Source organism: Streptomyces sp. NPDC001604 (assembly GCF_042893475.1).
Taxonomy (GTDB): Bacteria; Actinomycetota; Actinomycetes; order Streptomycetales; family Streptomycetaceae; genus Streptomyces.
Map to the genome: position 1 here is coordinate 62,656 of NZ_JBIAUY010000002.1, position 22,164 is coordinate 84,819.

A 22,164-nucleotide genomic window follows, 5' to 3' on the forward strand; every position below is an offset into this window, starting at 1 on the left:
CCCGTCCGGCGTCAGTGCGCCATGATCAGGCTCATCGCCTCGTTGCGGGTCGCGGGATCACGCAGCTGGCCACGCACCGCCGACGTTATGGTCTTCGCCCCGGGCTTGCGCACACCCCGCATGGACATGCACATGTGCTCGCACTCGACGACGACGATCACCCCGCGCGGCTCCAGGATCTGCATCAGCGAGTCGGCGATCTGCGTGGTGAGTCGTTCCTGCACCTGCGGGCGCCGGGCGTAGACGTCCACCAGCCGGGCCAGCTTCGAAAGCCCCGTGATCTTGCCGTCGGTGGACGGGATGTACCCGACGTGGGCCACCCCGACGAAGGGCACGAGATGGTGCTCACAGGAGCTGAGCACCTCGATGTCCTTCACCAGGACCATCTCGTCGTGCCCCAGGTCGAACGTCGTCGTCAGCACGTCCTCGGGCTTCTGCCACAGACCCGCGAAGATCTCCCGGTACGCCCGCGCCACCCGTGCCGGTGTCTCCCTCAGCCCCTCCCGGTCAGGGTCCTCGCCGACCGCGATCAGCAGTTCGCGTACGGCGTTCTCGGCGCGCTTCTCGTCGAACTCGCCGATAGAGCCCTCGCCGTTCAGCGTCACGGGGTCGGTCATGTGGTGCCTCGTTCCTGTGCGGGTCACGCGTGTGGCCACGCGGCTCATCTGCGACCTGGCTGAAATGCCGCACCCCCCAGGCTAGAACCTGGGGGGTGCGGCGTTCATTCCGGGCCGACGTGGCCGCCGGGAGAGCGGTGGTCAGCTCTCCGGGCGGTCCTCCGGGGCCGTCTCGATCGCCTGAGCGGACTCCGTCGACGTCGACTTGGCCGTGCTGATCGCCGGGGTCGCGCCGTTGGCGCCGTTCGTCAGTGCGAGCTCCTTCGGGGAGAGCACCGGCGGGCGGGTGGACGGCGTGCGGCGGGAGGAGCCGGTCCAGGCGGGCCTGGCCGGGCGCTTGACGATGGCGGAGAAGATCTCGGCGATCTCCTCCTTGCCCAGCGTCTCCTTCTCCAGCAGCTGCAGGACGAGGTTGTCGAGGACGTCACGGTTCTCGACCAGGATCTCCCAGGCCTCGTTGTGCGCGTTCTCGATGAGCTTCTTGACTTCCTCGTCCACCAGCGCGGCGACCTCTTCCGAGTAGTCGCGCTGGTGAGCCATCTCACGTCCGAGGAACGGCTCGCTGTTGTCGCCGCCGAACTTGATGGCGCCGAGCCGCTCGGTCATGCCGTACTGCGTGACCATCGCGCGGGCCGTGGCGGTGGCCTTCTCGATGTCGTTCGCGGCACCCGTGGTCGGGTCGTGGAAGACGAGCTCCTCGGCCGCGCGGCCGCCCAGCATGTAGGCCAGCTGGTCCAGCATCTCGTTGCGGGTCGTGGAGTACTTGTCCTCGTCCGGCAGGACCATCGTGTAGCCGAGGGCACGGCCTCTCGACAGGATCGTGATCTTGTGGACCGGGTCGGAGTTCGGGGAGGCCGCCGCGACCAGGGCGTGACCGCCCTCGTGGTACGCGGTGATCTTCTTCTCCTTGTCCGACATGATCCGGGTCCGCTTCTGCGGGCCCGCCACCACGCGGTCGATCGCCTCGTCCAGCATGGAGTTGTCGATCAGCTTCTTGTCGCTGCGGGCGGTGAGCAGCGCGGCCTCGTTGAGGACGTTGCTCAGGTCGGCGCCGGTGAAGCCCGGCGTACGGCGGGCGACGGCGGCGAGGTCGACGTCCGGAGCGACCGGCTTGCCCTTCTGGTGAACCTTGAGGATCTCCAGACGGCCCTGCAGGTCCGGCGGGTCGACCGCGATCTGGCGGTCGAAGCGGCCGGGGCGCAGCAGCGCCGGGTCGAGGATGTCCGGGCGGTTCGTCGCAGCGATGAGAATCACACCGCCCTTGACGTCGAAGCCGTCCATCTCGACGAGCAGCTGGTTCAGCGTCTGCTCACGCTCGTCGTGACCGCCGCCGAGGCCGGCGCCGCGGTGGCGGCCGACCGCGTCGATCTCGTCGACGAAGACGATCGCCGGGGCGTTCGCCTTGGCCTGCTCGAACAGGTCGCGGACCCGGGAGGCACCGACACCGACGAACATCTCGACGAAGTCGGAACCGGAGATCGAGTAGAACGGGACTCCCGCCTCGCCGGCGACGGCACGCGCGAGCAGCGTCTTGCCGGTACCGGGACGGCCGTAGAGCAGCACGCCCTTGGGGATCTTGGCGCCGACGGCCTGGAACTTCGCCGGCTCCTGCAGGAACTCCTTGATCTCGTGGAGCTCCTCGACGGCCTCGTCACAGCCCGCGACGTCCGAGAACGTCGTCTTGGGGGTGTCCTTGGTGATGAGCTTGGCCTTGGACTTGCCGAAGTTCATGACCCTGGAGCCGCCGCCCTGCATCTGATTCATCAGGAACAGGAAGACGACCACGATCAGGACGAAGGGGAGCAGGGAGAGCAGGATGCCCAGGAAGGGGTTCTGCTTGGACGGCGAAACCGTGTAGCCGTCCGGGATCTGCTTGTCCTGGTACTTGGTCTGCAGCGTGTTGGCGAGGTTCACACCCTGGTCGCCGATGTAGCTCGCCTGGATCTTCGAGCTGCCCTCGACCTTGAAACCATCTTTGAGCTGAGCCTTGACGGTCTGCTCGTCACCGGTGGTGAGCTTGACGCTCTCCACCTTGTTGTCGTTGATCGCTGCCACGACCTGGCCGGTGTCCACCGTCTTGTAGCCGCCGGACGAGCCGACGACCTGCATCAACACGACCACGGCAAGGACGGCCAGCACGATCCACATGACCGGCCCACGGAAGTATCGCTTCACGTCCATCCATACGGAGCGGTGTCGCCCCGTCCCTCCTGCCATAGTGAGTTTGATAAGACAGTTCTTCTGACGGTACCCCAGCATTGTCGCGCGAAGCCGCACGGGACGGCTGGCAAACCCGTCTGCATGCTCCAACGGCGCGAAACCCGCTGGGGTTCCCGATCGTCCTACAAAGAAGGCTCTGTCGGCTCAGAGGCCGGCTCAGCCGCCGTAGACGTGGGGCGCGAGCGTACCGACGAACGGGAGGTTGCGGTACTTCTCGGCGTAGTCGAGGCCGTAGCCCACCACGAACTCGTTCGGGATGTCGAAGCCGACCCATTCGACGTCGATGGCGACCTTGGCGGCGTCCGGCTTGCGCAGCAGTGTGCACACCTTGAGCGACTCGGGCTCGCGGGAGCCGAGGTTGGACAGCAGCCAGGACAGGGTCAGGCCGGAGTCGATGATGTCCTCGACGATGAGGACGTGCTTGCCCTTGATGTCGGTGTCGAGGTCCTTCAGGATCCGCACCACACCGGAGGACTGGGTGCCCGCGCCGTACGACGACACGGCCATCCAGTCCATGGTGACGGGGGTGGACAGCGCCCTGGCGAGGTCGGCCATGACCATCACTGCGCCCTTGAGGACGCCGACGATGAGCAGGTCCTTGCCCGCGTACTCCGCGTCGATCTTCGCGGCCAGCTCCACCAGCTTCGCGTCGATCTCTTCCTTGGTGATGAGCACCTGCTTGAGGTCGGTGCCCATGTCTTTCGCGTCCACCCGCATCACTTTCGGTCGTCCCACCGGCCGCCCATCACCCCCCAAAGGGGGTCAAGGTTTCAGCCTTGCCGAATCACCAGTCTGCCACCCTGGCGCTGGGCGACGACTTTGCCCGGGAGATTGATGGCCCCCTGGCCTCGCCAGCCGGTGATCAGCCGGTCGACTTCCTCGATATGGCGGGCGAACAGCGAACCGGCGGGGGCCCCGGCCTCGATGGCCGCGCGGCGCAGCACGCGGCGGCGCACGGCGGGCGGCAGGGCGTAGAGCTTGGCGCACTCCAGGAGGCCCGCTGCGTCGCGTACGGAGGCCGCGGCCTGGCCGGCCCAGGCGTCCAGGGCGTCGGCGTCGTCGCGGGAGAGCTGGGCGGTGCGGGCGAGGGCCTCGACGACGCCCTTGCCGAGCGCCTTCTCGAGGGCGGGCAGGCCTTCGTGGCGCAGCCGGGAGCGGGTGTACGCGGGGTCCGCGTTGTGGGGGTCGTCCCAGACGGGGAGCGACTGGACCATGCAGGCCTTGCGGGCGGTCTGCCGGTCGAGCTGGAGGAAGGGGCGGCGGTAACGGCCGCCGGCCCCCGAGACCGCGGCCATTCCGGACAGGGAGCGGATGCCCGAGCCGCGGGCGAGGCCGAGCAGTACGGTTTCGGCCTGGTCGTCGCGGGTGTGGCCGAGCAGGATCGCGGTGGCGCCGTGGCGGACGGCTGCGGCGTCGAGTGCGGCGTACCTGGCGTCGCGGGCGGCGGCTTCGGGACCGCCTTCGCGGCCCACGGTCACGGCGACGGAATCCACCGGATCGAGGCCCAGTTCGCGCAGCCGCAGGGCGACTTCGTCGGCGCGCAGGTCGGAGCCGGGCTGCAGCCCGTGGTCGACGGTGACGCCGCCGGCCCGGATGCCGAGTTTGGGGGCCTCGAAGGCGAGGGCGGAGGCGAGGGCCATGGAGTCGGCGCCGCCGGAGCACGCCACGAGCACGAGCGGCGAGGAGGGGCGCTCGTGCGGGGCCTGCGCCGAGAGCCCGGGGGCCTCGGAGGTGGCGCGGTGGCCGTTGAGGATGTCGTGGAGGACGTGGCGGACCGCCAGGCGTATCGCCGCGACCGCAGGATGGGGACCCATGTCCGGTTCCCTTCATGAAGTTTTCGGGGGGTGAGCCCGGGGTCGGTCACTCAGAGTGTGTAGATGGTGACAGAACCGGGCCGTTCCCCGAGCATCGCACGCCTACCCATGGCTCACGGTCCCTCGGACGGGTGATTGGAGGGGCGTTCGCCTGCCGTCGGCCGGATTCGTTTCACGACCTTCCCACGGGCTTCACGACTCACTCTTGCGGTGCACCCGCGCGACCCAGTCCGCCGGTTTGGCGATCTCCGCCTTGGTGGGCAGGGTGTTGGGGGACGTCCACACCCGGTTGAAGCCGTCCATGCCGACCTGGTCCACGACGGCCCGCACGAAGCGTTCGCCGTCGCGGTACTGCCTGAGTTTGGCATCCAGACCCAGCAGTTTGCGCAGGGCCATGTCCAGCCGTGAGGCGCCCTTCGCGCGGCGCTGCTGGAACTTCTCGCGGATCTCGGAGACGGACGGCACGACATCCGGACCCACCCCGTCCATCACGAAGTCGGCGTGACCCTCCAGGAGGGACATCACGGCGGTGAGGCGGCCGAGGATCTCCCGCTGCGCCGGGGTCTGCACGATCTCGACGAAGGACCGCCCGCCGTCGTCCTCCTCGGCGTCGGGGCGGCCGCCGGCGAGCGACTGGGCGGCCTCGCGGATGCGTTCCAGCACGGTCATGGGGTCGACGTCGGTCTCCCCCAAGAACGACTGGATTTCGCCCTCGAGGTGGTCGCGCAGCCAGGGCACCGCGCTGAACTGGGTGCGGTGCGTCTCCTCGTGCAGACAGACCCAGAGGCGGAAGTCGTGGGGTTGTACGTCGAGTTCGCGCTCCACGTGCACGATGTTCGGGGCGACGAGCAGGAGCCGGCCGCCGCCGTTCTCCCCCGCGGGAAGTTCGCGGGTGGCCGGGGCGAAGGTCTCGTACTGGCCCAGCACTCGGGAGGCCAGGAACGACAGCAGCATGCCCAGCTCGACGCCAGTGACCTTGCCGCCGACCGCGCCGAGGACCGCGCCGCCGGGAGTGTTGCCGCGCCGCTCCTGCATCTTCTCCAGCAGCGGCTTGAGGATCTCCCGGAAGCCTGCGACGTTCGCCCGGACCCAGCCGGGGCGGTCGACGACCAGGATCGGGGTGTCGTGGGTCTCCTCCGTGCCCATACGAGTGAAGCCCCGGACGTGTTCCTCCGAGGCCTTGGCATGCCGGCGCAGTTCCGCGACGACGGCCCGGGCCTCGTCGCGGCTCACGTCGGGGCCCGGCCGCACGAGCCGGGTCGCGGTCGCCACCGCGAGATTCCAGTCGACCATCTCGGCACCACCGATGCTCGTCATGCGTCAACGGTACGTGAGCGTTCTCGCTTGGGGCAGGCCGCGGAGGTCGGCACCCGTGCCCGCAGCGGTGCGGAGCAGCTAGCTGCAGCCGCACGCCGCCAGTGCCGTGGCCGTGCGGTCCAGTGCGGACTGGGCCTGAGGGGCGCTGGTCGTGTCCGAGGCCAGGAAGGCGAACGCCAGCAGGCGGCCGTCCTGGTCCACGACCGTGCCGGCCAGGGTGTTCACGCCCGTCAGGGTGCCTGTCTTCGCTCGTACGACTCCTGCCGCGCCGCCCGTGTAGCGGCTGGTCAGGGTGCCGGTGAAACCGGCCACCGGGAGGCCCGTCAGGACCGGGCGGAGTTCGGGGTGGGCGGGGTCGCCGGCCTTCACCAGCAGGGCGGTGAGCAGGTCGGCCGTGAGCCGGTCGTCCCGGTCGAGGCCGCTGCCGTCGTGGAACTCGGCGCCCTTGAGGGGCAGTCCGAGCTTCTTCAGTGCACCGGCGATCGCGGACGCGCCGCCGTCGAAGCTCGCGGGCCTTCCCGAGGCGGCGGCCGTCTGACGGGCCAGGGCCTCCGCGATGTCGTTGTCGCTGTTGGTCAGCATGCGTTCGACCAGGGACGAGAGCGGGGGCGAGGAGACGGCGGCGAGGTTCTCGGCACGGGTCGTCGCCTTGGACGGGCCGGGCGAGGTGGTCCGGATGCCGTGGCCGGCGAGGAACGAGCCGAACGTGCGGGCCGCCTCCGCCGCCGGGTCCGTCACGCGTTGGACGGGGCCGCTGGTCGAGTCGTCCGTGCGGCCCTCGTCGGCCATCAGGGCGCTCACGGGGGCGAGGTTGCCGTTGACGCCGATGGGGTGGAGTGCGGGCCCGGCGTACAGCGTGGTGTCGTACGAGAGCGTGACCTCCTTGATGCCGCGCTTCTGGAGGGCCGCAGCCGTCCGGTCGGCCAGGTCCCGCAGGCTGGCCCAGCCCTCGGCGTCCTGGTGCGCCGTGAGGGTCGGGTCGCCGCCGCCGACCAGGACGAGTTCCTTGGTGTCGGGTTCCAGGGCCGTGCGGGTGGTCAGGCGGTGGTCGGCGCCCAGTGTCGACAGCGCGGCGACCGCCGTGGCGATCTTCGTCACGGAGGCGGGGGTCATGGCGGTGTCGGCGCCCGTGCCGTAGAGGCGCTTGCCGGTGGCGACGTCGACGACCGCGGCGGTGTGCCGGGTGCCGAGCGCAGCGTCCGCCAGCAGGGGCCCCAGGACGCCGGAGAGGGCCGTACCGGTCGGGGCGGACTTCACGGTGTTCATGGCGCCGCCCAGGCCGGTCAGGACGGATGCGGCGCTGGGGGCGGGGCGCGGGCCTCCGGCCGCCGAATCGGACGTATCGGGATTACGTCCGTGATCTGCGCCACCCGTATGGTCCAGGGCGGCTGCCCGGTCCGCCTCGGCCGTACGCTGACCGGTGGAGTCCCAGGGGCCGGCGGCGGTCGCCACGGCGACGGCCAGCGTCACACCGACGGTGGCGGCGCCCGCGGTGTACTGCCAGGTCCTGACGGTCTTCGGCCAACTGATGCGGGTGGGCCGTACCCGTGCGAGCTGCGGTTTCGTAGCTGCCGCGGCTCGTTCGAGCTTCGGGCGCACAGCCTGGGCGGCCCGTGTCAGACGTGGTCGTACGGCGTTCGCGGCCCGCACCACACGCGGCCTCGCGGCCCGCCACGGCCTCAGCTCTGGCACGAACACCAGCCCCTTTCGCGATCACACACCTGCGTGAGGGACACTTAACCACCAGAACTATGTGTTGATCATGGAGGAGCCACCGGTGGAGTTCGACGTCACGATCGAGATCCCGAAGGGTTCGCGGAACAAGTACGAGGTGGACCACGAGACCGGTCGGATCCGCCTGGACCGTCGACTCTTCACCTCGACCGCCTACCCGACCGACTACGGCTTCGTCGAGAACACCCTCGGCGAGGACGGCGACCCGCTGGACGCGCTGGTCATTCTTGACGAGCCGACCTTCCCGGGCTGCCTCATCAAGTGCCGTGCGATCGGCATGTTCCGGATGACGGACGAGGCCGGCGGCGACGACAAGCTGCTGTGCGTGCCGGCGACGGACCCGCGCGTGGAGCACCTGCGTGACATCCACCACGTGTCGGAGTTCGACCGCCTGGAGATCCAGCACTTCTTCGAGGTCTACAAGGACCTGGAGCCCGGCAAGTCCGTCGAGGGCGCCAATTGGGTGGGCCGGACCGACGCCGAGATCGAGATCGAGCGCTCCTACAAGCGGTTCAAGGAGCAGGGCGGCCACTGAGCCCTGAGTCGTCCAACGGGCCGTACGCGCACGCGTGCGGCCCGTTCGTGTTTCTGTGCGCATACTGGCGTAGCTGCACGCGTCGTACAGGGAGCGTTACTCAAGTGACGGAGGCGGAGGACCGCAAGCCGCAGTCGGACGAGGCCAGGGGCACGTTCGATCCCGAGATCACCTCGGAGTTCGCCATTCCGGCGGGCTTCGCCGCCCCCAGAGTCGTCGTCGAACCGGAGACCACGTCCGAGTTCGCCGTCCCCGAGGGGCTGGACGTCCCGCAGCCGCCCGGCGCCGAGCCCGAGGGGTCGGCGTTCAGCCCGCCCAGCACCTACAGCGCCCACCACGCCCCGGCCGCCTTCACACCGGCGACCGGCATACCCGTGGTCAGCCTCACCAAGGACGTGCCCTGGCAGGACCGGATGCGCACGATGCTGCGGATGCCGGTGGCCGAGCGGCCCGCTCCGGAGCCGGGACCGAAGGCGGAGGAGGGCGGTCCGGCCGTCCCGCGCGTCCTCGACCTGACCCTGCGCATCGGCGAGTTGCTGCTGGCGGGCGGTGAGGGCGCGGAGGACGTGGAGGCCGCGATGTTCGCGGTCTGCCGGTCCTACGGCCTCGACCGCTGCGAGCCGAACGTCACCTTCACCCTGCTGTCGATCTCGTACCAGCCGTCCCTGGTCGACGACCCGGTGACGGCCTCGCGGACGGTGCGCCGCCGGGCCACCGACTACACACGGCTGGCGGCCGTGTTCCATCTGGTGGACGACCTCAGCGATCCGGAGACCACCATCTCGCTGGAGGAGGCCTACCGGCGGCTCGCCGAGATCCGCCGCAACCGGCACCCGTATCCGGGCTGGGTGCTGACCGGGGCGAGCGGGCTGCTCGCCGGGGCGGCCTCCGTGCTGGTCGGCGGTGACTGGATCGTCTTCATCGCGGCCATGCTCGGCGCGATGCTCGGCGACCGGCTGGCCTGGCTGTGTGCGGGGCGCGGGCTGCCGGAGTTCTACCAGTTCACCGTCGCCGCGATGCCTCCGGCCGCCATCGGGATCGCGCTGACCGTCGCAGGCGTCGACGTGAAGGCGTCCGCGGTCATCACCGGTGGACTGTTCGCGCTGCTGCCGGGGCGGGCGCTGGTGGCGGGCGTGCAGGACGGGCTGACCGGCTTCTACATCACCGCGTCGGCGCGGCTGCTCGAGGTCATGTATCTGTTCGTCGGCATCGTCGTGGGTGTGCTGGTGGTGCTGTACTTCGGGGTGAACCTGGGCGCCAAGCTCAACCCGGACGCGGCCCTGCAGATCGCCGAGCGGCCGCTGTGGCAGATCGGCGCCTCCATGTTGCTGTCGCTGACCTTCGCGGTGCTGCTGCAGCAGGAGCGGTCGACCGTGCTGTGGGTGACGCTGAACGGCGGCGTCGCGTGGTGTGTGTACGGCGCGCTGCACTATCCCGGCAAGCTGTCGCCGGTCGCCTCCACGGCTGTCGCGGCGGGGTTGGTGGGCCTGTTCGGGCAGTTGTTGTCGCGGTACCGGTTCGCTTCCGCCCTGCCGTACACGACGGCGGCGATCGGGCCCCTGTTGCCGGGGTCGGCCACTTATTTCGGATTGTTGTCGATCGCGCAGAACAATGTCGACAAGGGGTTGGTGTCCCTGGCCACGGCTGCCTCCTTGGCCATGGCCATCGCTATTGGCGTCAACCTGGGGTCGGAGATCTCGCGGTTGTTCCTGCGGGTTCCCGGCGGGGCTTCTGCGGCGGGGCGGCGGGCTGCGAAGCGGACGCGAGGTTTTTGAGCGCCTATTAGCTCGGGGGCTGATGCGCGGTGGCGCGTGCGGGTGCGTTGGGGTTCTCGCGCAGTTCCCCGCGCCCCTTCAGGGGCGCTTCTAGTACCCCTGGTTGTACGGGTACTGCTGGTTGCCGTACTGGTCCTGCTGGTACGGGTACTGCTGGGCGTACTGCTGGTCCGGGTAGTACGGCTGCTGCTGTGGCTGCTGCTGGTACTGCTGGTGGTGGTAGCCCTGGTCGTCGGCCGGGGGGATGCGGCGGAGCTGGGTCGTCGCGTCGTCCATGACGGGGGGCTCCTGCTGGTGCCGGGCCGGAGCCGGGGCCTCGGGGGTCTTCTTCTCCTTGGAGCGGGCGCGCAGGAACTCGATGATGATCGGGATCACCGAGACGAGGACGATCAGGATGAGGATCGCTTCGATGTTCTTGTTGACGAAGTCGACCTTGCCGAGCCAGGAGCCGAGCAGCGTGACGCCCGCGCCCCAGAGGACGCCGCCGATGACGTTGAAGACCACGAACGAGCGGTACTTCATGCCGCTGACACCCGCGATGATCGGCGTGAAGGTGCGCACGACGGGCACGAAACGGGCCAGGACCAGGGACTTCGGGCCGTACTTCTCGAAGAACTCGTGGGCCTTGACCACGTTCTCCTGCTTGAAGAGGCGGGAGTCGGGGCGGTTGAAGAGCGACGGGCCGACCTTCTTGCCGAACATGTAGCCCGCCTGGTCGCCCAGGACCGCGGCGACGCAGATCAGGGCGATGGCGGCCCACAGCGGGAAGTTCAGCTGGTTGGTCGTGATCAGCAGACCAGTGGTGAACAGCAGCGAGTCGCCCGGCAGGAAGAAGCCGATGAGCAGGCCCGATTCCGCGAAGACGATGAGGAGCAGGCCCCAGATGCCGAACGTGTCGAGAAGGTAGTTCGGATCCAGCCAGCTCGGGCCGAGGGCAAGCGTCGTCACGGTTCCGGGCTCCTGAAGGGGTGGATGAAGGTACGGCGTCCTTGTGCGGGCGCCCAAAGCTATCAACGCAAGGTGTCCGCCCCAGGTTCCACCGGTGTCTCCAGGATGCACTGTGCGCGCACTGGCACAAAGCTGTGAGGTCTCCCGGCCCGGGAGCGGTCCCCCGGGCCGGGAGGGCTACGCGGTGTGGCGGGACGCGTTCGCCTCGATGGCGTCCCTGAGGTGTTCCGCCAGGCCCGGGCCCATGGAGTCGTAGAACGCCTTGAACCGCTCGTCGGAGACGTACATCTGCCCGAAGCACCGGTGCATCTCGTACGGGACCTCGAAGTAGTACCTGGTGATGTGCTGCCGGTGTTCCTCGGCCAGGTCCATGGCGGCCTCGTCGGTGGGCTGCTCCCCGGCGGCCACCAGGGCGGCGTAGCGGCGGCCCCAGTCGTCGACCTCGGCCTGGATGCGCTTCCAGTCCTCCTTGGTGTACGTGGCGGCTCGGCGCTGCGACTCCGCGTACGCCTCCGTGTTGCCCCAGCGCGCCTCCGTCTCCTCGCGGTACTGCTCGGGGTCCTTGTCCCCGAACACCTCGAACCGCTCCTCGGGGGTGAGATTGATGCCCATCTTGCGTGCCTCCATGGCGTGCTCCACGGCCGCCGCCATCTTCTGCAGCTTCTCGATCCGGGCGGTCAGCAGTTCGTGCTGGCGGCGCAGGTGCGCGCGCGGATCCGCGGCCGGGTCGTCGAGCAGGGCGGCGACCTCGTCGAGCGGGAAGCCGAGCTCCCGGTAGAACAGGATCTGCTGCAGCCGGTCGAGATCGGCCTCGCTGTAACGCCGGTGGCCCGCGTGGCTGCGCTCGCTCGGGGCGAGCAGGCCGATGTCGTCGTAATGGTGCAGCGTGCGCACCGTGACGCCGGCGAAGCCAGCGACCTGTCCGACGGAGTAGCCGTCCTGTCCTGCCGAGTGGCTCACTTCGTCCGCTCCCTTCTCGGTACGCACTCCACGGTGAGCCCTCACGTCACGTGAGGTGCAAGCCGGATTCCCGGGCGGATCCCTCCGGATGTTGCGTCCGTTCTGCCCGCTTATGGTGGGCCTGTGGCGCGGGCGCGGGGTGCTGTTCGCCCTCTTACCGGCCGTTCACCCGGTGTCCGGTGTCACCGTAGGCGTCCTGGGCATTCCGGATGCGACTGCGCGGCGGTGGAACTCCGGTCCGCCGGCACCCGTTCTCGAGATGACACGAGGAGACGTCCATGCCGCTCCACGAAGGTTCCCGGAAGCCCGACGAGCGCCCGGGCTCGGTCAACCCCTTCTTCGGGGAGGCCAATCCGGTCGGCGGCATGACCGAGGCACCGCCCAAGCACCGACTGCCGGACGCCCCGCTGCCGCCGATGACTGCGTACCAGCTGGTGCACGACGAGCTGATGCTGGACGGCAACTCACGGCTGAATCTCGCCACTTTCGTCACCACCTGGATGGAGCCGCAGGCCGGCGTCCTGATGGCGGAGTGCCGGGACAAGAACATGATCGACAAGGACGAGTACCCGCGCACCGCCGAGCTGGAGCGGCGCTGTGTGGCGATGCTCGCCGACCTGTGGAACGCGCCGGATCCGTCGGCGGCGGTGGGCTGTTCGACGACCGGTTCGAGCGAGGCGTGCATGCTCGCCGGGATGGCGCTGAAACGGCGCTGGAGCAAGCGGAACCCAGCCCCGGGGGCCCGCCCCAACCTCGTCATGGGCGTCAACGTCCAGGTCTGCTGGGACAAGTTCTGCAACTTCTGGGAGGTGGAGGCGCGCCAGGTGCCCATGGAGGGCGACCGTTTCCACCTCGATCCGGAGGCCGCGGCCGCCCTCTGCGACGAGAACACCATCGGGGTCGTCGGCATCCTCGGCTCCACCTTCGACGGCTCCTACGAGCCCATCGCGGACCTGTGTGCGGCGCTCGACGCGCTCCAGGAGCGCACGGGTCTGGACATCCCGGTCCACGTGGACGGGGCGTCCGGCGGCATGGTCGCGCCCTTCCTCGACGAGGACCTGGTGTGGGACTTCCGCCTCCCGCGCGTGGCGTCCATCAACACCTCGGGGCACAAGTACGGGCTGGTCTACCCGGGCGTCGGCTGGGCGCTGTGGCGCGACAAGGAGGCGCTGCCCGAGGAGCTCGTCTTCCGCGTCAACTACCTGGGCGGCGACATGCCGACCTTCGCTCTCAACTTCTCGCGGCCGGGCGCGCAGGTGGTCGCGCAGTACTACACGTTCCTGCGGCTCGGCCGGGAGGGCTACCGGGCCGTGCAGCAGACCACCCGTGACGTGGCCACGGGCATCGCCGAACGGGTGGCGGCGCTCGACGACTTCCGGCTTCTGACCAGGGGCGACGAGCTGCCGGTGTTCGCCTTCACCACCGCGCCGGGCGTGGCGGCGTACGACGTCTTCGACGTGTCCCGGCGGATGCGCGAGAGCGGCTGGCTGCTGCCCGCGTACACCTTCCCGCCGAACCGCGAGGACCTGTCCGTACTGCGGGTGGTGTGCCGCAACGGCTTCTCCACCGACCTCGCCGACCTGTTCATGGAGGACCTGACCCGCCTGCTGCCGGAACTGCGCCGCCAGCCGCACCCCTTGACCAGGGACAAGGAGGCGGCCACCGGCTTCCATCACTAGCCCGCCGGCTGCTCAGGCGGGGGAACCTCCGCACCGCCGGCGGAAAGAACACCGCGAGCAGCCTGGGCGGCCGTACGACGGCCGCCCAGGACCAGGATCTGCACGGCCTGCACCAGCTCCGTGACCGTCGAGGTGCTCTCGGCCGGACGGAGTGACCGCGCGCGACAGCCGAACAGCAGGCAAAGGCACGCTCAGCGTGCGTCCCCCGGATGCCGGTCCCCGGTCGCATACGGGTTCTCCTCGCCCTCGGCGAGGACGCCGACGAACGGCGCGCCCTCCCCCGCGAAGGTGTACGCCCCGCTCTCGATGCGCCCGATCAGCCCCTGGGTCCACTCGGCCTCGGCATCGGCCGTGTGGACCCAGAGGTTCATGATCTCGCCGATGTGGCCGAGCTGTTCGGGGCCGTCCTGAGGGATGTAGTGCTCGGTGACGGCCCCCCGCCACTCCTCGATCCGCCGGATCCGCTCCTTGAGCAGGGCCACCGCCTCGGCGCGCGGCAGGTCGACCATGAAGCCGATGGCGGCCGACTTGACGTCCACCTTCTGGTCGTACGAGGTCAGCGCCTCGCGCAGCAGCCGGAAGAACTCCTCGGTGCCCCGGTCGGTGATCTCGTACTCCGTGCGCGGCGGGCCGCCGGCCGTGGACGGTGCGATCTCGTGCGCGTGCAGCAGCCCTTGCTTCGCCATCTGCTTGAGCGCGTGGTAGATCGAGCCGGGCTTGGCGTTGGACCACTCGTGCGCACCCCAGTACTCCAGGTCGCCCCGCACCTGGTAACCGTGGGCCCGCCCGTGCTGGCGGACCGCGCCGAGCACGAGGAGACGGATCGCGGACATGCCGCCCAGCTTATTGTCAAGGGCTCAGCCCGCTTGCTCCAGGGCGACCAGTTCGAACGCCGTCTTCCCGTCCAGGGACTCGCGGATGATGTCGGCGTGGCCCGCGTGCCGGGCCGTCTCGCGGATCAGGTGCAGACAGAGCCAGCGCACCGAGACCCGGCCCTCCGGCGGGAACCAGGGCTGGTCGGGGAGCGGGAAGGTGTCGTCGAGGCTCGGTACGGAGCGGATGTACGCCTCCGTCTCGGCAGCGACCTTCTCCCAGTAGGCGAGCTGCGACTCGACACTCTCGCCGTCGACGAGCCGGAAGGTCTCGTGCCAGTTGGTCTCGTCCCGCTTGACGACCGGCGGCTCCTGCTTGGCGCGGGCGATCCAGCCCTGCTCGACCTCGACGACATGCTTGAGCAGCCCGGAGAGGGAGAGCTCGCTGGCACTGGGCCTGCTCGCCGCCTGCTCCTCGGTCAGCCCGAGCAGCGCGCGCCGGATGCCGCCCCGCTGTTCCTCGATGAACGAGAGCAGTGCCCCGCGCTCGTCGCCGTGTGCCTCTGCCGGTACGTGCGTGACCATGACCGCCGCCTTTCGATGGACCGGGGCCTCTGGAGGCCTCCTGACACCGATGAAGTTACGGGGCCTCTAGGTCAGGTTCTGTCCTCGATCGGAGGGCGGCGCGAGGAAGTTCCACCCGGGGAGGATCATGACGCCAGAACGTCAGGGGAGGACGCAGTGGGCAGGGGATCCAGGAAACGGCGGGCACGCAGGAAGCGGGACGGCAAGCGTCCGGCGCGACCGAGACCGCCGTTGACCCCCACACGGCCCGCCAAGAAGGCGTCGCCGGTGAAGGCCGCATTGGCCGTGACGGTCTTCGTCCTGCTCTTCGGTCTGGCGCCACTGCTCGGAAGCGGCTACATGCTGGCGGGAGCGCTCGGCCTCGTGGGGCACCGGGGCGTCTTCACCGCCGTGTACTGCCACATGACCGGGTACGGCAAGAACCGCCACCACACCTGTGAGGGCGAACTGGTCGCCGCCCACCGGCCGCAGCGGTACGCCGCCATCGACGCGGAGGTGCCGCTGCAGCGGGCGACACGCGTCCAGGTGCTCCCCAGCGGCTCGCTGGAGACCGTCGGGCCGGCCGCGGTCACCGGCTGGTCGACGCTGGGCCTCGGCGGCCTCACCGTCCTGACCGCCGGTGCGCACACCGCGCTGCGGGGGCGCCTCGAGTCGCGGGCCCGCAGCCACGGGCGCCGACTGTGCCTCGCCCTGGCCTCGCTGACCGGTGCCGGACTCGTTGTCTACGTCGTCGTCCGGGTCGTCACGTGACGACGTACTGCCCCGATGGCCGGCGCCGGCCTCGGCGTGACGTCAGAACGGGAACCGGCTCCGCCCGTGCTGCACCGAGATCCACTTCTGCGTCGTGAAGCACTCGATGGTGCCCTCACCGTTCAGGCGGCCGAGGCCGGAGCTCTTCTCGCCGCCGAAGGGGACGAGGGGCTCGTCGTGGACGGTGCCGTCGTTCACATGGAACATCCCGGTGTCGATCTGCTTGGCGAAGGACACGCCCCGCTCGATGTCACCGGTGTGCACGGCGCCGCTCAGCCCGTACGGAGTGTCGTTGACGAGGCGTACGGCCTCCTCCTCGCCGTCGAAGGGGATGAGGAAGGCGACCGGGCCGAAGACCTCCTGGCGCAGCAGGGCCGAGCTGGTGGGGACGCCGGTCAGGACGGACGGTTCGACGAGGTTGTCGGTCCGGCCGCCGCGTACCAGAGCCGTGGCGCCCTCGGCGAGCGCCTGGTCGATCACGCCTGTCACAGCGTCCGCCTTGGAGCGGTTGATGAGCGGGCCGATGACCGTCTCTGGCTCGCGCGGATCTCCGGTCTTGAGCGTCTTCACCTTGGCGACGAACTTCTCGGTGAACTCGTCGAAGACCGAGCGGTCGACCAGGACGCGGTTGGCGGCCATGCAGATCTGGCCCTGGTGGATGTAGCGGCTGAAGACGGCCGCGTCGACGGCGTAGTCGACGTCGGCGTCGTCGAGGACCACCAGCGCGCTGTTGCCGCTCAGTTCGAGGACCGCGCGTTTGAGGTTCGCGGCGCATACGGCGGCGATGTGGCGCCCGACCTGGTCGGAGCCGGTGAAGGAGATGACCTTCAGGAGAGGGTGGTCGATGAAGGCGTCACCGGTCTCGGCTATGTCGGTGATGACGACGTTCAGCAGGCCGCCGGGCAGACCGGCGTCCTGGAAGATCTTGGCGACCAGTGAGCCGCCGACGATCGGGGTTTCCTGATGCGGCTTGAGGACGACCGCGTTGCCGAGGGCCAGGGCCGGGGCGACCGACTTGATCGAGAGGAGGAAGGGGAAGTTGTAGGAGCTGATCACACCCACCACGCCGACCGGAACGCGGTGGACGCGGTTCTCCTTGCCGTCGACGGGAGAGGGCAGGATCCTGCCTTCGGGGCTGAGTGCCTGGTAGGCCGCCTCGCGCAGGAACTCCTTGGCGAGGCGCAGTTCGAAGTCCGCCTTCAGCCGGGTGCCGCCGAGTTCGGTGATGATCGCGTCGGCAATCTCCTGCTCGCGTTCCTCGACCAGGCGCAGCGCCTTTTCGAGGACGGCTCGGCGGGCGTACGGATTGGTCGCGGCCCACTGCTTCTGGGCGCGGGCGGCCGCCTGGTAGGCCTGATCGACCTCGTCGACCGTGGCTATGGTGATCGAGGCCAGCTTCTCGCCGTCGTACGGGTTGAAGTCGATGACGTCCCAGGAACCGCTACCCGGGCGCCACTCACCGTCGATGTACTGCTGAGCCAGATCGGTGAAGTACGACGCCATGCGATCCCTCATCCCGACTTCAAGGTGTGATCACACGTCATCGTACTTGCGTTTCAAGTGAGTTGGGTGGCCCGGGTCACAGTCGAGGGAAAACCCTAGGACAGCTGGAGCAGGCCCCGCAGCACGTCCCGGCTCTCGTCCGGACCCGGGCTGTCCTGCTGCAGCTCCTTCATCGCCTTCTCGTACTGGGTGACGTCCTCGTGCTTGTCGAGGTAGAGCGCGCTGGTGAGCTGTTCCAGGTAGACGACGTCCGAGAGGTCCGACTCCGGGAAACTGAGGATGGTGAAGGCGCCGGACTCGCCGGAGTGGCCGCCGAAGCTGAACGGCATCACCTGCAGCCGCACGTTCGGGCGCTCGGAGACCTCGATGAGGTGCTGGAGCTGGCCGCGCATGACCTCGCGGTCGCCGTAGGGGCGGCGCAGGGCGGCCTCGTCCAGGACGATGTGGAACTCGGGGGCGTTCTCGGAGACCAGGTACTTCTGGCGCTCCAGGCGCAGCGCCACGCGCCGCTCGACGTCCGCCTTGCTCGCGCCCTTCATGCCGCGCCGCACGACCGCGCGGGCGTATTCCTCGGTCTGCAGCAGGCCGTGCACGAACTGCACCTCGTAGACACGGATGAGGCTGGCGGCGCCCTCCAGGCCGACGTAGGTGGGGAACCAGCTGGGCAGGACGTCCGAGTAACTGTGCCACCAGCCCGCGACGTTGGCCTCCCGGGCGAGGGAGAGCAGCGAGGTGCGCTCCTGCTCGTCAGTGATGCCGTACAGCGTCAACAGGTCTTCCACATCACGCGTCTTGAAGCTCACCCGGCCCAACTCCATCCGGCTGATCTTCGATTCGGAGGCGCGGATCGAGTAGCCCGCCGCCTCGCGCGTGATGCCGCGTGCCTCACGCAGTCGCCTGAGTTGCGAGCCGAGCAGCATGCGCCGCACCACCGATCCGGGCTCTCCCACGCTCACGTTCGCCAGCCTCCCCAACGCCTTCAGGGGCCGAAGTCTGCCACTAAATCACTCCGAGCAGTACTCGTCCGATTACAGAGAAGCAAAGAAGCCAAAGGTTCTGCGCAGGAAGGGGGAAGGAGTTGGCAAGCAGCGGGAGAGAAGATGGCGGAAAAAATGGCCAACAAGCGGTACGGGAGGGTCCAATTCGGTCGCGTGCACGTGCATCTGCACCTTGCATCTGCACCGCGCATCCAAGACCATGGTCTCGCGCAACCGCTGCATCGCAACGACCGCGAATTCCTCGGGAGTGCCTCGCATGGGGACGAATGGATCGACCATGCTCGAGCCGTTACGGCAGGGCCTTCCGCCGCTGGATCCCGCGGCCGTGTCCAACGCCGCCTCCTGCGCTCTGCCCGCCCGCTACGAAGCGGTGCGCGAGGCAAGGCTGTTCACCCGCAGAACGCTCGACCAGTGGAACATAGGCGACCGCTTCGACGACGTCTGTCTGGTGGTTTCCGAGCTGGTCACCAACTCGCTGCGGCACGGCCTGCCGGCCGGCACCCTGTGCACCGCCGACCAGAGCCCGCCCGTGCGTTTGCATCTGATGCGCTGGACGGAGCGGCTGGTGTGCGCGGTGCGCGACCCGAGTCACGCGACTCCGGCGCCGCGCGAGGCGGACGACTTCTCGGCGGAGTCGGGCCGCGGACTGTTCCTGGTGGACTCCTTCGCCGACAGCTGGGGCTGGCACCCGATGGCGGGCACGCTCGGCGGCAAGGTCGTCTGGGCGCTGTTCCAGCTGTCGCACCCGCCCCAGCCGCTGCCCGCCGAATAGCGCACCCCGGCGCCGTCCGACGCCGGGGTTCTACGCGCGTTACTGCACGTATGGCACCGATTGCCCCGAGTTGCACCCGGGGTGGGCCGGGTGTCAGCCCGCTATCAGATGGTCGAACTCGCCGTCCTTGATACCCAGGAGCATCGCCTCGATCTCCGCGCGCGTGTAGACGAGCGCCGGACCGTCGGGGAAGCGCGAGTTGCGCACGGCCACGTCCCCGCCGGGCAGCCGGGCGAACTCCACGCAGGAACCCTGCGAGTTGCTGTGCCGACTCTTCTGCCAGGCCACACCGTTCAGCTCCGTGGCAGCCATGCCGTTGTACACGTCGTGGTCCACAGGTCGCTCCCGGTGGTGCGGTGGCTTTGGGGCCAGTGATGCAGTGGTCAACTGGTCCGGATCATAGCCGTGTTCACGTGCGCCTGCATGAGCAGATGCACGTGCACGCGGGGTGGTTCTGTGGTTACAGCTGTGACGTACGGGGTGCTACATCCGTTCCAGCGCCTGCCCCGAACTCCGAACGGCATGCGCAGGGTCGAACCCCGTCCGCTGGAAGAGACGCGTACCGCGGCGTAGTTGTTCCAACCTCCAACCAATCGGCCGACATGTGGCCGAAAGCCTCATCGGCCCGCGTACGGCAGGAGGGCCATCTCGCGGGCGTTCTTGATCGCGCGGGCGAGCAGACGCTGCTGCTGGGCCGTGACACGGGTGACGCGGCGGCTGCGGATCTTGCCGCGGTCGCTGATGAACTTCCGCAGCAGGTCGGTGTCCTTGTAGTCGATGTACGTGACTCCGGCCGCGGCATGGGGGTCCCCCCGCTTGAGCGAATTCGAGAGTGGGGCAGGGTTGGGGCGGGACTTGGCGGGGCCGCGGTCGGGCTTGCGGGCCATGCGGGTCAGACCTCCAGGAGGGTGTCGAAGGCGGGCGGCAGCCGCTTCCAGGCGGCGCGCCCGGCGGCGTACTCGGCGTCGGTCAGCAGACAGGACTCCAGCAGGTGTTCGAGTCCGTCGCGGTCGAGGCCGGGCGAGGTGAAGACGAGGTGCTGGCAGCAGTCGCCGTGCTCGGGATGCCAGTCCAGCGCGGCGGCGGCCCGGCGCACGGGCGGGACCATGTCCCAGGCGGCGTCGGGGAGCGAGGCCAGCCACGGCCCCGCGCTCTCCACGCACAGGGCTCCGCCCGCCGCGTCCCAGTGCAGCAGGGTGTCCGGCTTGTCGGCGAGCCAGAACCGGCCCCGGCTGCGGGCGGCGGCGCAGGTCAGGTCCTCCAGGGCCGCGTACAGCCGCTCCGGGTGGAAGGGGCGGCTGCGGTGCCAGACGAGGGTGGAGACGCCGTGCGCGTCGGCCTCGGCGGGGAGGAGCGCGCAGGCCGGGTGCTGGGCGGCGGCCGCCGCCTCGACGTCGAAGCCCGCGAGGGCGGCCGCCGCCAGGTCGCCGTGGCCGATGACGACCTGGCGGGCCGTCGGGTGGAGCTGGGCGAGCAGCTCGCGGTCCTCGTCGTCGGCCTCCTCGGAGTCGGTGACGGCGAGGACGGGGGCGTACTCCAGCTGGCGCGCGAACGTGTCCGCGACCGTCCGCTGGTCCGTGGCCGCCGCGGCGAGGCCGCCGTCGGCGAGGTCGTCGCCGTTGCCGAGATACGGCAGGACGAGTGCCGGGTCCACGGCGGTGATCACGCCGGTGACGGTCAGACCTCCCGCGACGACCACCTCGGCCATGGCCTTGGGCTCCACGGAGTCCCACAGCTCGACCACGGCGAGGCGGGTGTCCCCCGCGTCCGCGAGCCGGCGCAGCTCGGGGACCAGGTCCTCCCTCAGCGCACAGCACGCGCAGTCGTTGACCAGGGGCGCCTCGCCGGCCGACACCAGACCGCCCGCGTCGCGGATCGTCCGTACGACCGTGCCCGCCGCGGCCGTGGCGAGGTCGTGGTGGAGCACGACGCTGCCGGGGGCGTCGGCCAGCAGCCGGGCCACGGCCGCCTTGCGGGCGTCGGCGTGCAGCCCGCCGACGATCACCACCGACAGGCTCACGCTCCGCCCCGCTTCCCGAACCGGCGCTCGAAGCGCTCCACACGGCCGGCGGTGTCCAGGACACGGGCGGTGCCGGTGTAGAAGGGGTGGCTGACGTTCGAGATCTCGGCGTCGACGACGGGGTACGTGTGGCCGTCCTCCCACTCGATCGTCTTGTCGCTGCTCATCGTGGAGCGGGTGAGGAAGGCGCGGTTCGCGGCACGGTCCCGGAAGACGACGGGACCGTAGGCCGGGTGGATTTCCTTGCGCATGACGGTGGTTCAGCGCTCCTCTCGGAAGTCGACATGGCGGCCGGCGACCGGGTCGTACTTGCGCAGGGTCATGCGGTCGGGGTCGTTGCGGCGGTTCTTGCGGGTCACGTAGGTGTAGCCGGTCCCTGCCGTGGACCGGAGCCTGATGACCGGGCGGAGTTCGTTGTGAGCCATGGTGGTACCTTACTGAAAATGAATTCCATTAGCGACATCGCTTCGGGGATCACTTCAGGAGAGGTACGTCACCCATGTCCGCGCACTGCATGCTGACCGGCGCCCAGCCCGGCTTCGGCAACCGCATCTCCCACTCCCACCGGCGGACCGCCCGCCGTTTCGACCCCAACATCCAGAGCAAGCGGTACTGGCTGCCGAGCGAGGGCCGGTACGTACGGCTGCGGCTGAGCGCGAAGGGGATCAAGACCGTCGACGCGATCGGCGTCGAGGCGGCCGTGGCGCGGATCCGTGCGCGGGGGGTGCGGGTCTGATGGCGAAGAAGAGCAAGATCGCGAAGAACGAGCGGCGCCAGGCGATCGTCGCCCGGTACGCCGAGCGGCGCGCCGAGCTGAAGGAGATCATCCGGCGGCCGTCGTCGACGGAGACGGAACGGCTCGCCGCCCAGCGCGAGTTGCGCCGCCAGCCGCGCGACGCCAGCGCGACCCGCGTACGCAACCGGGACCAGGTGGACGGGCGACCGCGGGGGTACTTCCGGGCGTTCGGACTGTCACGGGTGTCGTTGCGGGGACAGGCGCATGCGGGGTATCTGCCGGGGGTGCGCAAGTCGTCGTGGTGAGGGCGGGGGCGGGTGGGTCTGCTAGGGGGCGGGTTGGTCTGGTGTGGGGCGGGTGGGTCTGGTGGGCGTAGGTGGGCCGTGGGC

At 69.6% G+C, this 22,164-nt stretch carries 24 protein-coding genes; 7 read left to right on the forward strand and 17 right to left on the reverse strand.

Annotation, left to right across the window (positions count from 1 at the left end; translation table 11 throughout):
• Positions 1–11: 11 nt before the first annotated feature.
• The 6 genes from folE to dacB all read right to left on the reverse strand — a co-directional run bounded on the left by folE (position 12) and on the right by dacB (position 7,666).
• Entirely contained in the window at positions 12–617 is a 606-nt protein-coding gene (folE, locus tag ACFY1E_RS05455; RefSeq protein WP_389071770.1) for a GTP cyclohydrolase I FolE, read from the reverse strand.
• 141 nt (positions 618–758) lie between these two features.
• On the reverse strand, positions 759–2,798 hold the full coding sequence (gene ftsH, locus ACFY1E_RS05460; RefSeq protein ID WP_389071772.1) for an ATP-dependent zinc metalloprotease FtsH: 2,040 nt from the start codon (positions 2,796–2,798) through the stop codon (positions 759–761).
• A gap of 195 nt (positions 2,799–2,993) precedes the next feature.
• A complete protein-coding gene (gene hpt, locus ACFY1E_RS05465; protein WP_030942590.1) occupies positions 2,994–3,554 on the reverse strand; it encodes a hypoxanthine phosphoribosyltransferase in 561 nt (186 codons plus the stop codon).
• A gap of 53 nt (positions 3,555–3,607) precedes the next feature.
• Positions 3,608–4,651 carry a tRNA lysidine(34) synthetase TilS gene (tilS, locus tag ACFY1E_RS05470; RefSeq protein ID WP_115906706.1) on the reverse strand — a complete coding sequence of 348 codons (1,044 nt, stop codon included), beginning with the start codon at positions 4,649–4,651 and terminating at the stop codon, positions 3,608–3,610.
• A gap of 192 nt (positions 4,652–4,843) precedes the next feature.
• Positions 4,844–5,968, reverse strand: a complete 1,125-nt coding sequence (locus tag ACFY1E_RS05475) for a zinc-dependent metalloprotease (RefSeq protein WP_389071776.1) — start codon at positions 5,966–5,968, stop codon at positions 4,844–4,846.
• A 78-nt stretch (positions 5,969–6,046) separates the two neighbouring features.
• The gene (gene dacB, locus ACFY1E_RS05480; RefSeq protein WP_389071778.1) at positions 6,047–7,666 is read right to left on the reverse strand and encodes a D-alanyl-D-alanine carboxypeptidase/D-alanyl-D-alanine-endopeptidase; all 1,620 of its coding nucleotides are present in this window, start codon (positions 7,664–7,666) and stop codon (positions 6,047–6,049) included.
• Positions 7,667–7,745: 79 nt separating this feature from the next.
• Here dacB and ACFY1E_RS05485 point away from each other — a divergent pair, with 79 nt between their 5' ends.
• The gene (locus ACFY1E_RS05485) at positions 7,746–8,237 is read left to right on the forward strand and encodes an inorganic diphosphatase (RefSeq protein ID WP_010044289.1); all 492 of its coding nucleotides are present in this window, start codon (positions 7,746–7,748) and stop codon (positions 8,235–8,237) included.
• Positions 8,238–8,341: 104 nt separating this feature from the next.
• Positions 8,342–10,012, forward strand: coding sequence for a threonine/serine exporter ThrE family protein (locus ACFY1E_RS05490; protein WP_389071781.1), 1,671 nt, complete (start codon positions 8,342–8,344; stop codon positions 10,010–10,012).
• A gap of 90 nt (positions 10,013–10,102) precedes the next feature.
• Here the strand turns inward: ACFY1E_RS05490 and ACFY1E_RS05495 are convergent, their stop codons facing one another.
• A complete protein-coding gene (locus ACFY1E_RS05495) occupies positions 10,103–10,960 on the reverse strand; it encodes a DedA family protein (RefSeq protein WP_389071783.1) in 858 nt (285 codons plus the stop codon).
• Positions 10,961–11,137: 177 nt separating this feature from the next.
• Positions 11,138–11,920, reverse strand: coding sequence for a MerR family transcriptional regulator (locus tag ACFY1E_RS05500; protein ID WP_389071786.1), 783 nt, complete (start codon positions 11,918–11,920; stop codon positions 11,138–11,140).
• Positions 11,921–12,198: 278 nt separating this feature from the next.
• Here ACFY1E_RS05500 and ACFY1E_RS05505 point away from each other — a divergent pair, with 278 nt between their 5' ends.
• Positions 12,199–13,599 (forward strand): glutamate decarboxylase, encoded by a 1,401-nt coding sequence (locus ACFY1E_RS05505; RefSeq protein WP_389071788.1) that lies wholly within the window; start codon positions 12,199–12,201, stop codon positions 13,597–13,599.
• Positions 13,600–13,790: 191 nt separating this feature from the next.
• Here the strand turns inward: ACFY1E_RS05505 and ACFY1E_RS05510 are convergent, their stop codons facing one another.
• Together ACFY1E_RS05510 and ACFY1E_RS05515 are read right to left on the reverse strand one after the other, a co-directional pair.
• Positions 13,791–14,432 carry a PadR family transcriptional regulator gene (locus ACFY1E_RS05510; protein ID WP_389071791.1) on the reverse strand — a complete coding sequence of 214 codons (642 nt, stop codon included), beginning with the start codon at positions 14,430–14,432 and terminating at the stop codon, positions 13,791–13,793.
• A gap of 24 nt (positions 14,433–14,456) precedes the next feature.
• The gene (locus ACFY1E_RS05515) at positions 14,457–14,996 is read right to left on the reverse strand and encodes a DinB family protein (protein ID WP_389071793.1); all 540 of its coding nucleotides are present in this window, start codon (positions 14,994–14,996) and stop codon (positions 14,457–14,459) included.
• A gap of 267 nt (positions 14,997–15,263) precedes the next feature.
• Here ACFY1E_RS05515 and ACFY1E_RS05520 point away from each other — a divergent pair, with 267 nt between their 5' ends.
• Positions 15,264–15,746: a hypothetical protein gene (locus tag ACFY1E_RS05520; protein ID WP_389071795.1), complete on the forward strand. Its 483-nt coding sequence runs from the start codon at positions 15,264–15,266 to the stop codon at positions 15,744–15,746.
• Positions 15,747–15,788: 42 nt separating this feature from the next.
• Here ACFY1E_RS05520 and ACFY1E_RS05525 read toward each other — a convergent pair whose 3' ends face one another.
• Together ACFY1E_RS05525 and ACFY1E_RS05530 are read right to left on the reverse strand one after the other, a co-directional pair.
• Positions 15,789–17,249, reverse strand: a complete 1,461-nt coding sequence (locus ACFY1E_RS05525; protein ID WP_389071798.1) for an aldehyde dehydrogenase family protein — start codon at positions 17,247–17,249, stop codon at positions 15,789–15,791.
• Positions 17,250–17,344: 95 nt separating this feature from the next.
• Entirely contained in the window at positions 17,345–18,169 is an 825-nt protein-coding gene (locus ACFY1E_RS05530) for a helix-turn-helix domain-containing protein (RefSeq protein ID WP_389073323.1), read from the reverse strand.
• Positions 18,170–18,524: 355 nt separating this feature from the next.
• Between ACFY1E_RS05530 and ACFY1E_RS05535 the strand changes: the two genes are divergently transcribed.
• Positions 18,525–19,019: an ATP-binding protein gene (locus ACFY1E_RS05535; protein WP_389071800.1), complete on the forward strand. Its 495-nt coding sequence runs from the start codon at positions 18,525–18,527 to the stop codon at positions 19,017–19,019.
• 93 nt (positions 19,020–19,112) lie between these two features.
• On the opposite strand, the gene ACFY1E_RS05540 is transcribed toward ACFY1E_RS05535, so the two are convergent.
• The 5 genes from ACFY1E_RS05540 to rpmG form a co-directional block, all read right to left on the reverse strand.
• The gene (locus ACFY1E_RS05540) at positions 19,113–19,331 is read right to left on the reverse strand and encodes a DUF397 domain-containing protein (protein ID WP_115913352.1); all 219 of its coding nucleotides are present in this window, start codon (positions 19,329–19,331) and stop codon (positions 19,113–19,115) included.
• Between the two features lie 305 nt (positions 19,332–19,636).
• Positions 19,637–19,906: a 30S ribosomal protein S18 gene (gene rpsR / locus ACFY1E_RS05545; protein WP_389071803.1), complete on the reverse strand. Its 270-nt coding sequence runs from the start codon at positions 19,904–19,906 to the stop codon at positions 19,637–19,639.
• A 5-nt stretch (positions 19,907–19,911) separates the two neighbouring features.
• Positions 19,912–21,039 carry a GTP-binding protein gene (locus ACFY1E_RS05550; protein ID WP_389071805.1) on the reverse strand — a complete coding sequence of 376 codons (1,128 nt, stop codon included), beginning with the start codon at positions 21,037–21,039 and terminating at the stop codon, positions 19,912–19,914.
• Complete coding sequence (locus tag ACFY1E_RS05555; protein ID WP_389071808.1) at positions 21,036–21,290, reverse strand: type B 50S ribosomal protein L31; 255 nt, start codon at positions 21,288–21,290, stop codon at positions 21,036–21,038. The genes ACFY1E_RS05550 and ACFY1E_RS05555 overlap by 4 nt, the downstream gene beginning before the upstream one ends.
• A 9-nt stretch (positions 21,291–21,299) precedes the next feature.
• Positions 21,300–21,464, reverse strand: a complete 165-nt coding sequence (gene rpmG, locus ACFY1E_RS05560) for a 50S ribosomal protein L33 (protein WP_389071810.1) — start codon at positions 21,462–21,464, stop codon at positions 21,300–21,302.
• Positions 21,465–21,538: 74 nt separating this feature from the next.
• Here rpmG and rpmB point away from each other — a divergent pair, with 74 nt between their 5' ends.
• Positions 21,539–21,775 carry a 50S ribosomal protein L28 gene (gene rpmB, locus ACFY1E_RS05565; protein ID WP_389071813.1) on the forward strand — a complete coding sequence of 79 codons (237 nt, stop codon included), beginning with the start codon at positions 21,539–21,541 and terminating at the stop codon, positions 21,773–21,775.
• Positions 21,775–22,080 carry a 30S ribosomal protein S14 gene (gene rpsN, locus ACFY1E_RS05570; RefSeq protein ID WP_389071815.1) on the forward strand — a complete coding sequence of 102 codons (306 nt, stop codon included), beginning with the start codon at positions 21,775–21,777 and terminating at the stop codon, positions 22,078–22,080. The genes rpmB and rpsN overlap by 1 nt, the downstream gene beginning before the upstream one ends.
• The last annotated feature ends 84 nt before the right edge of the window (positions 22,081–22,164 follow it).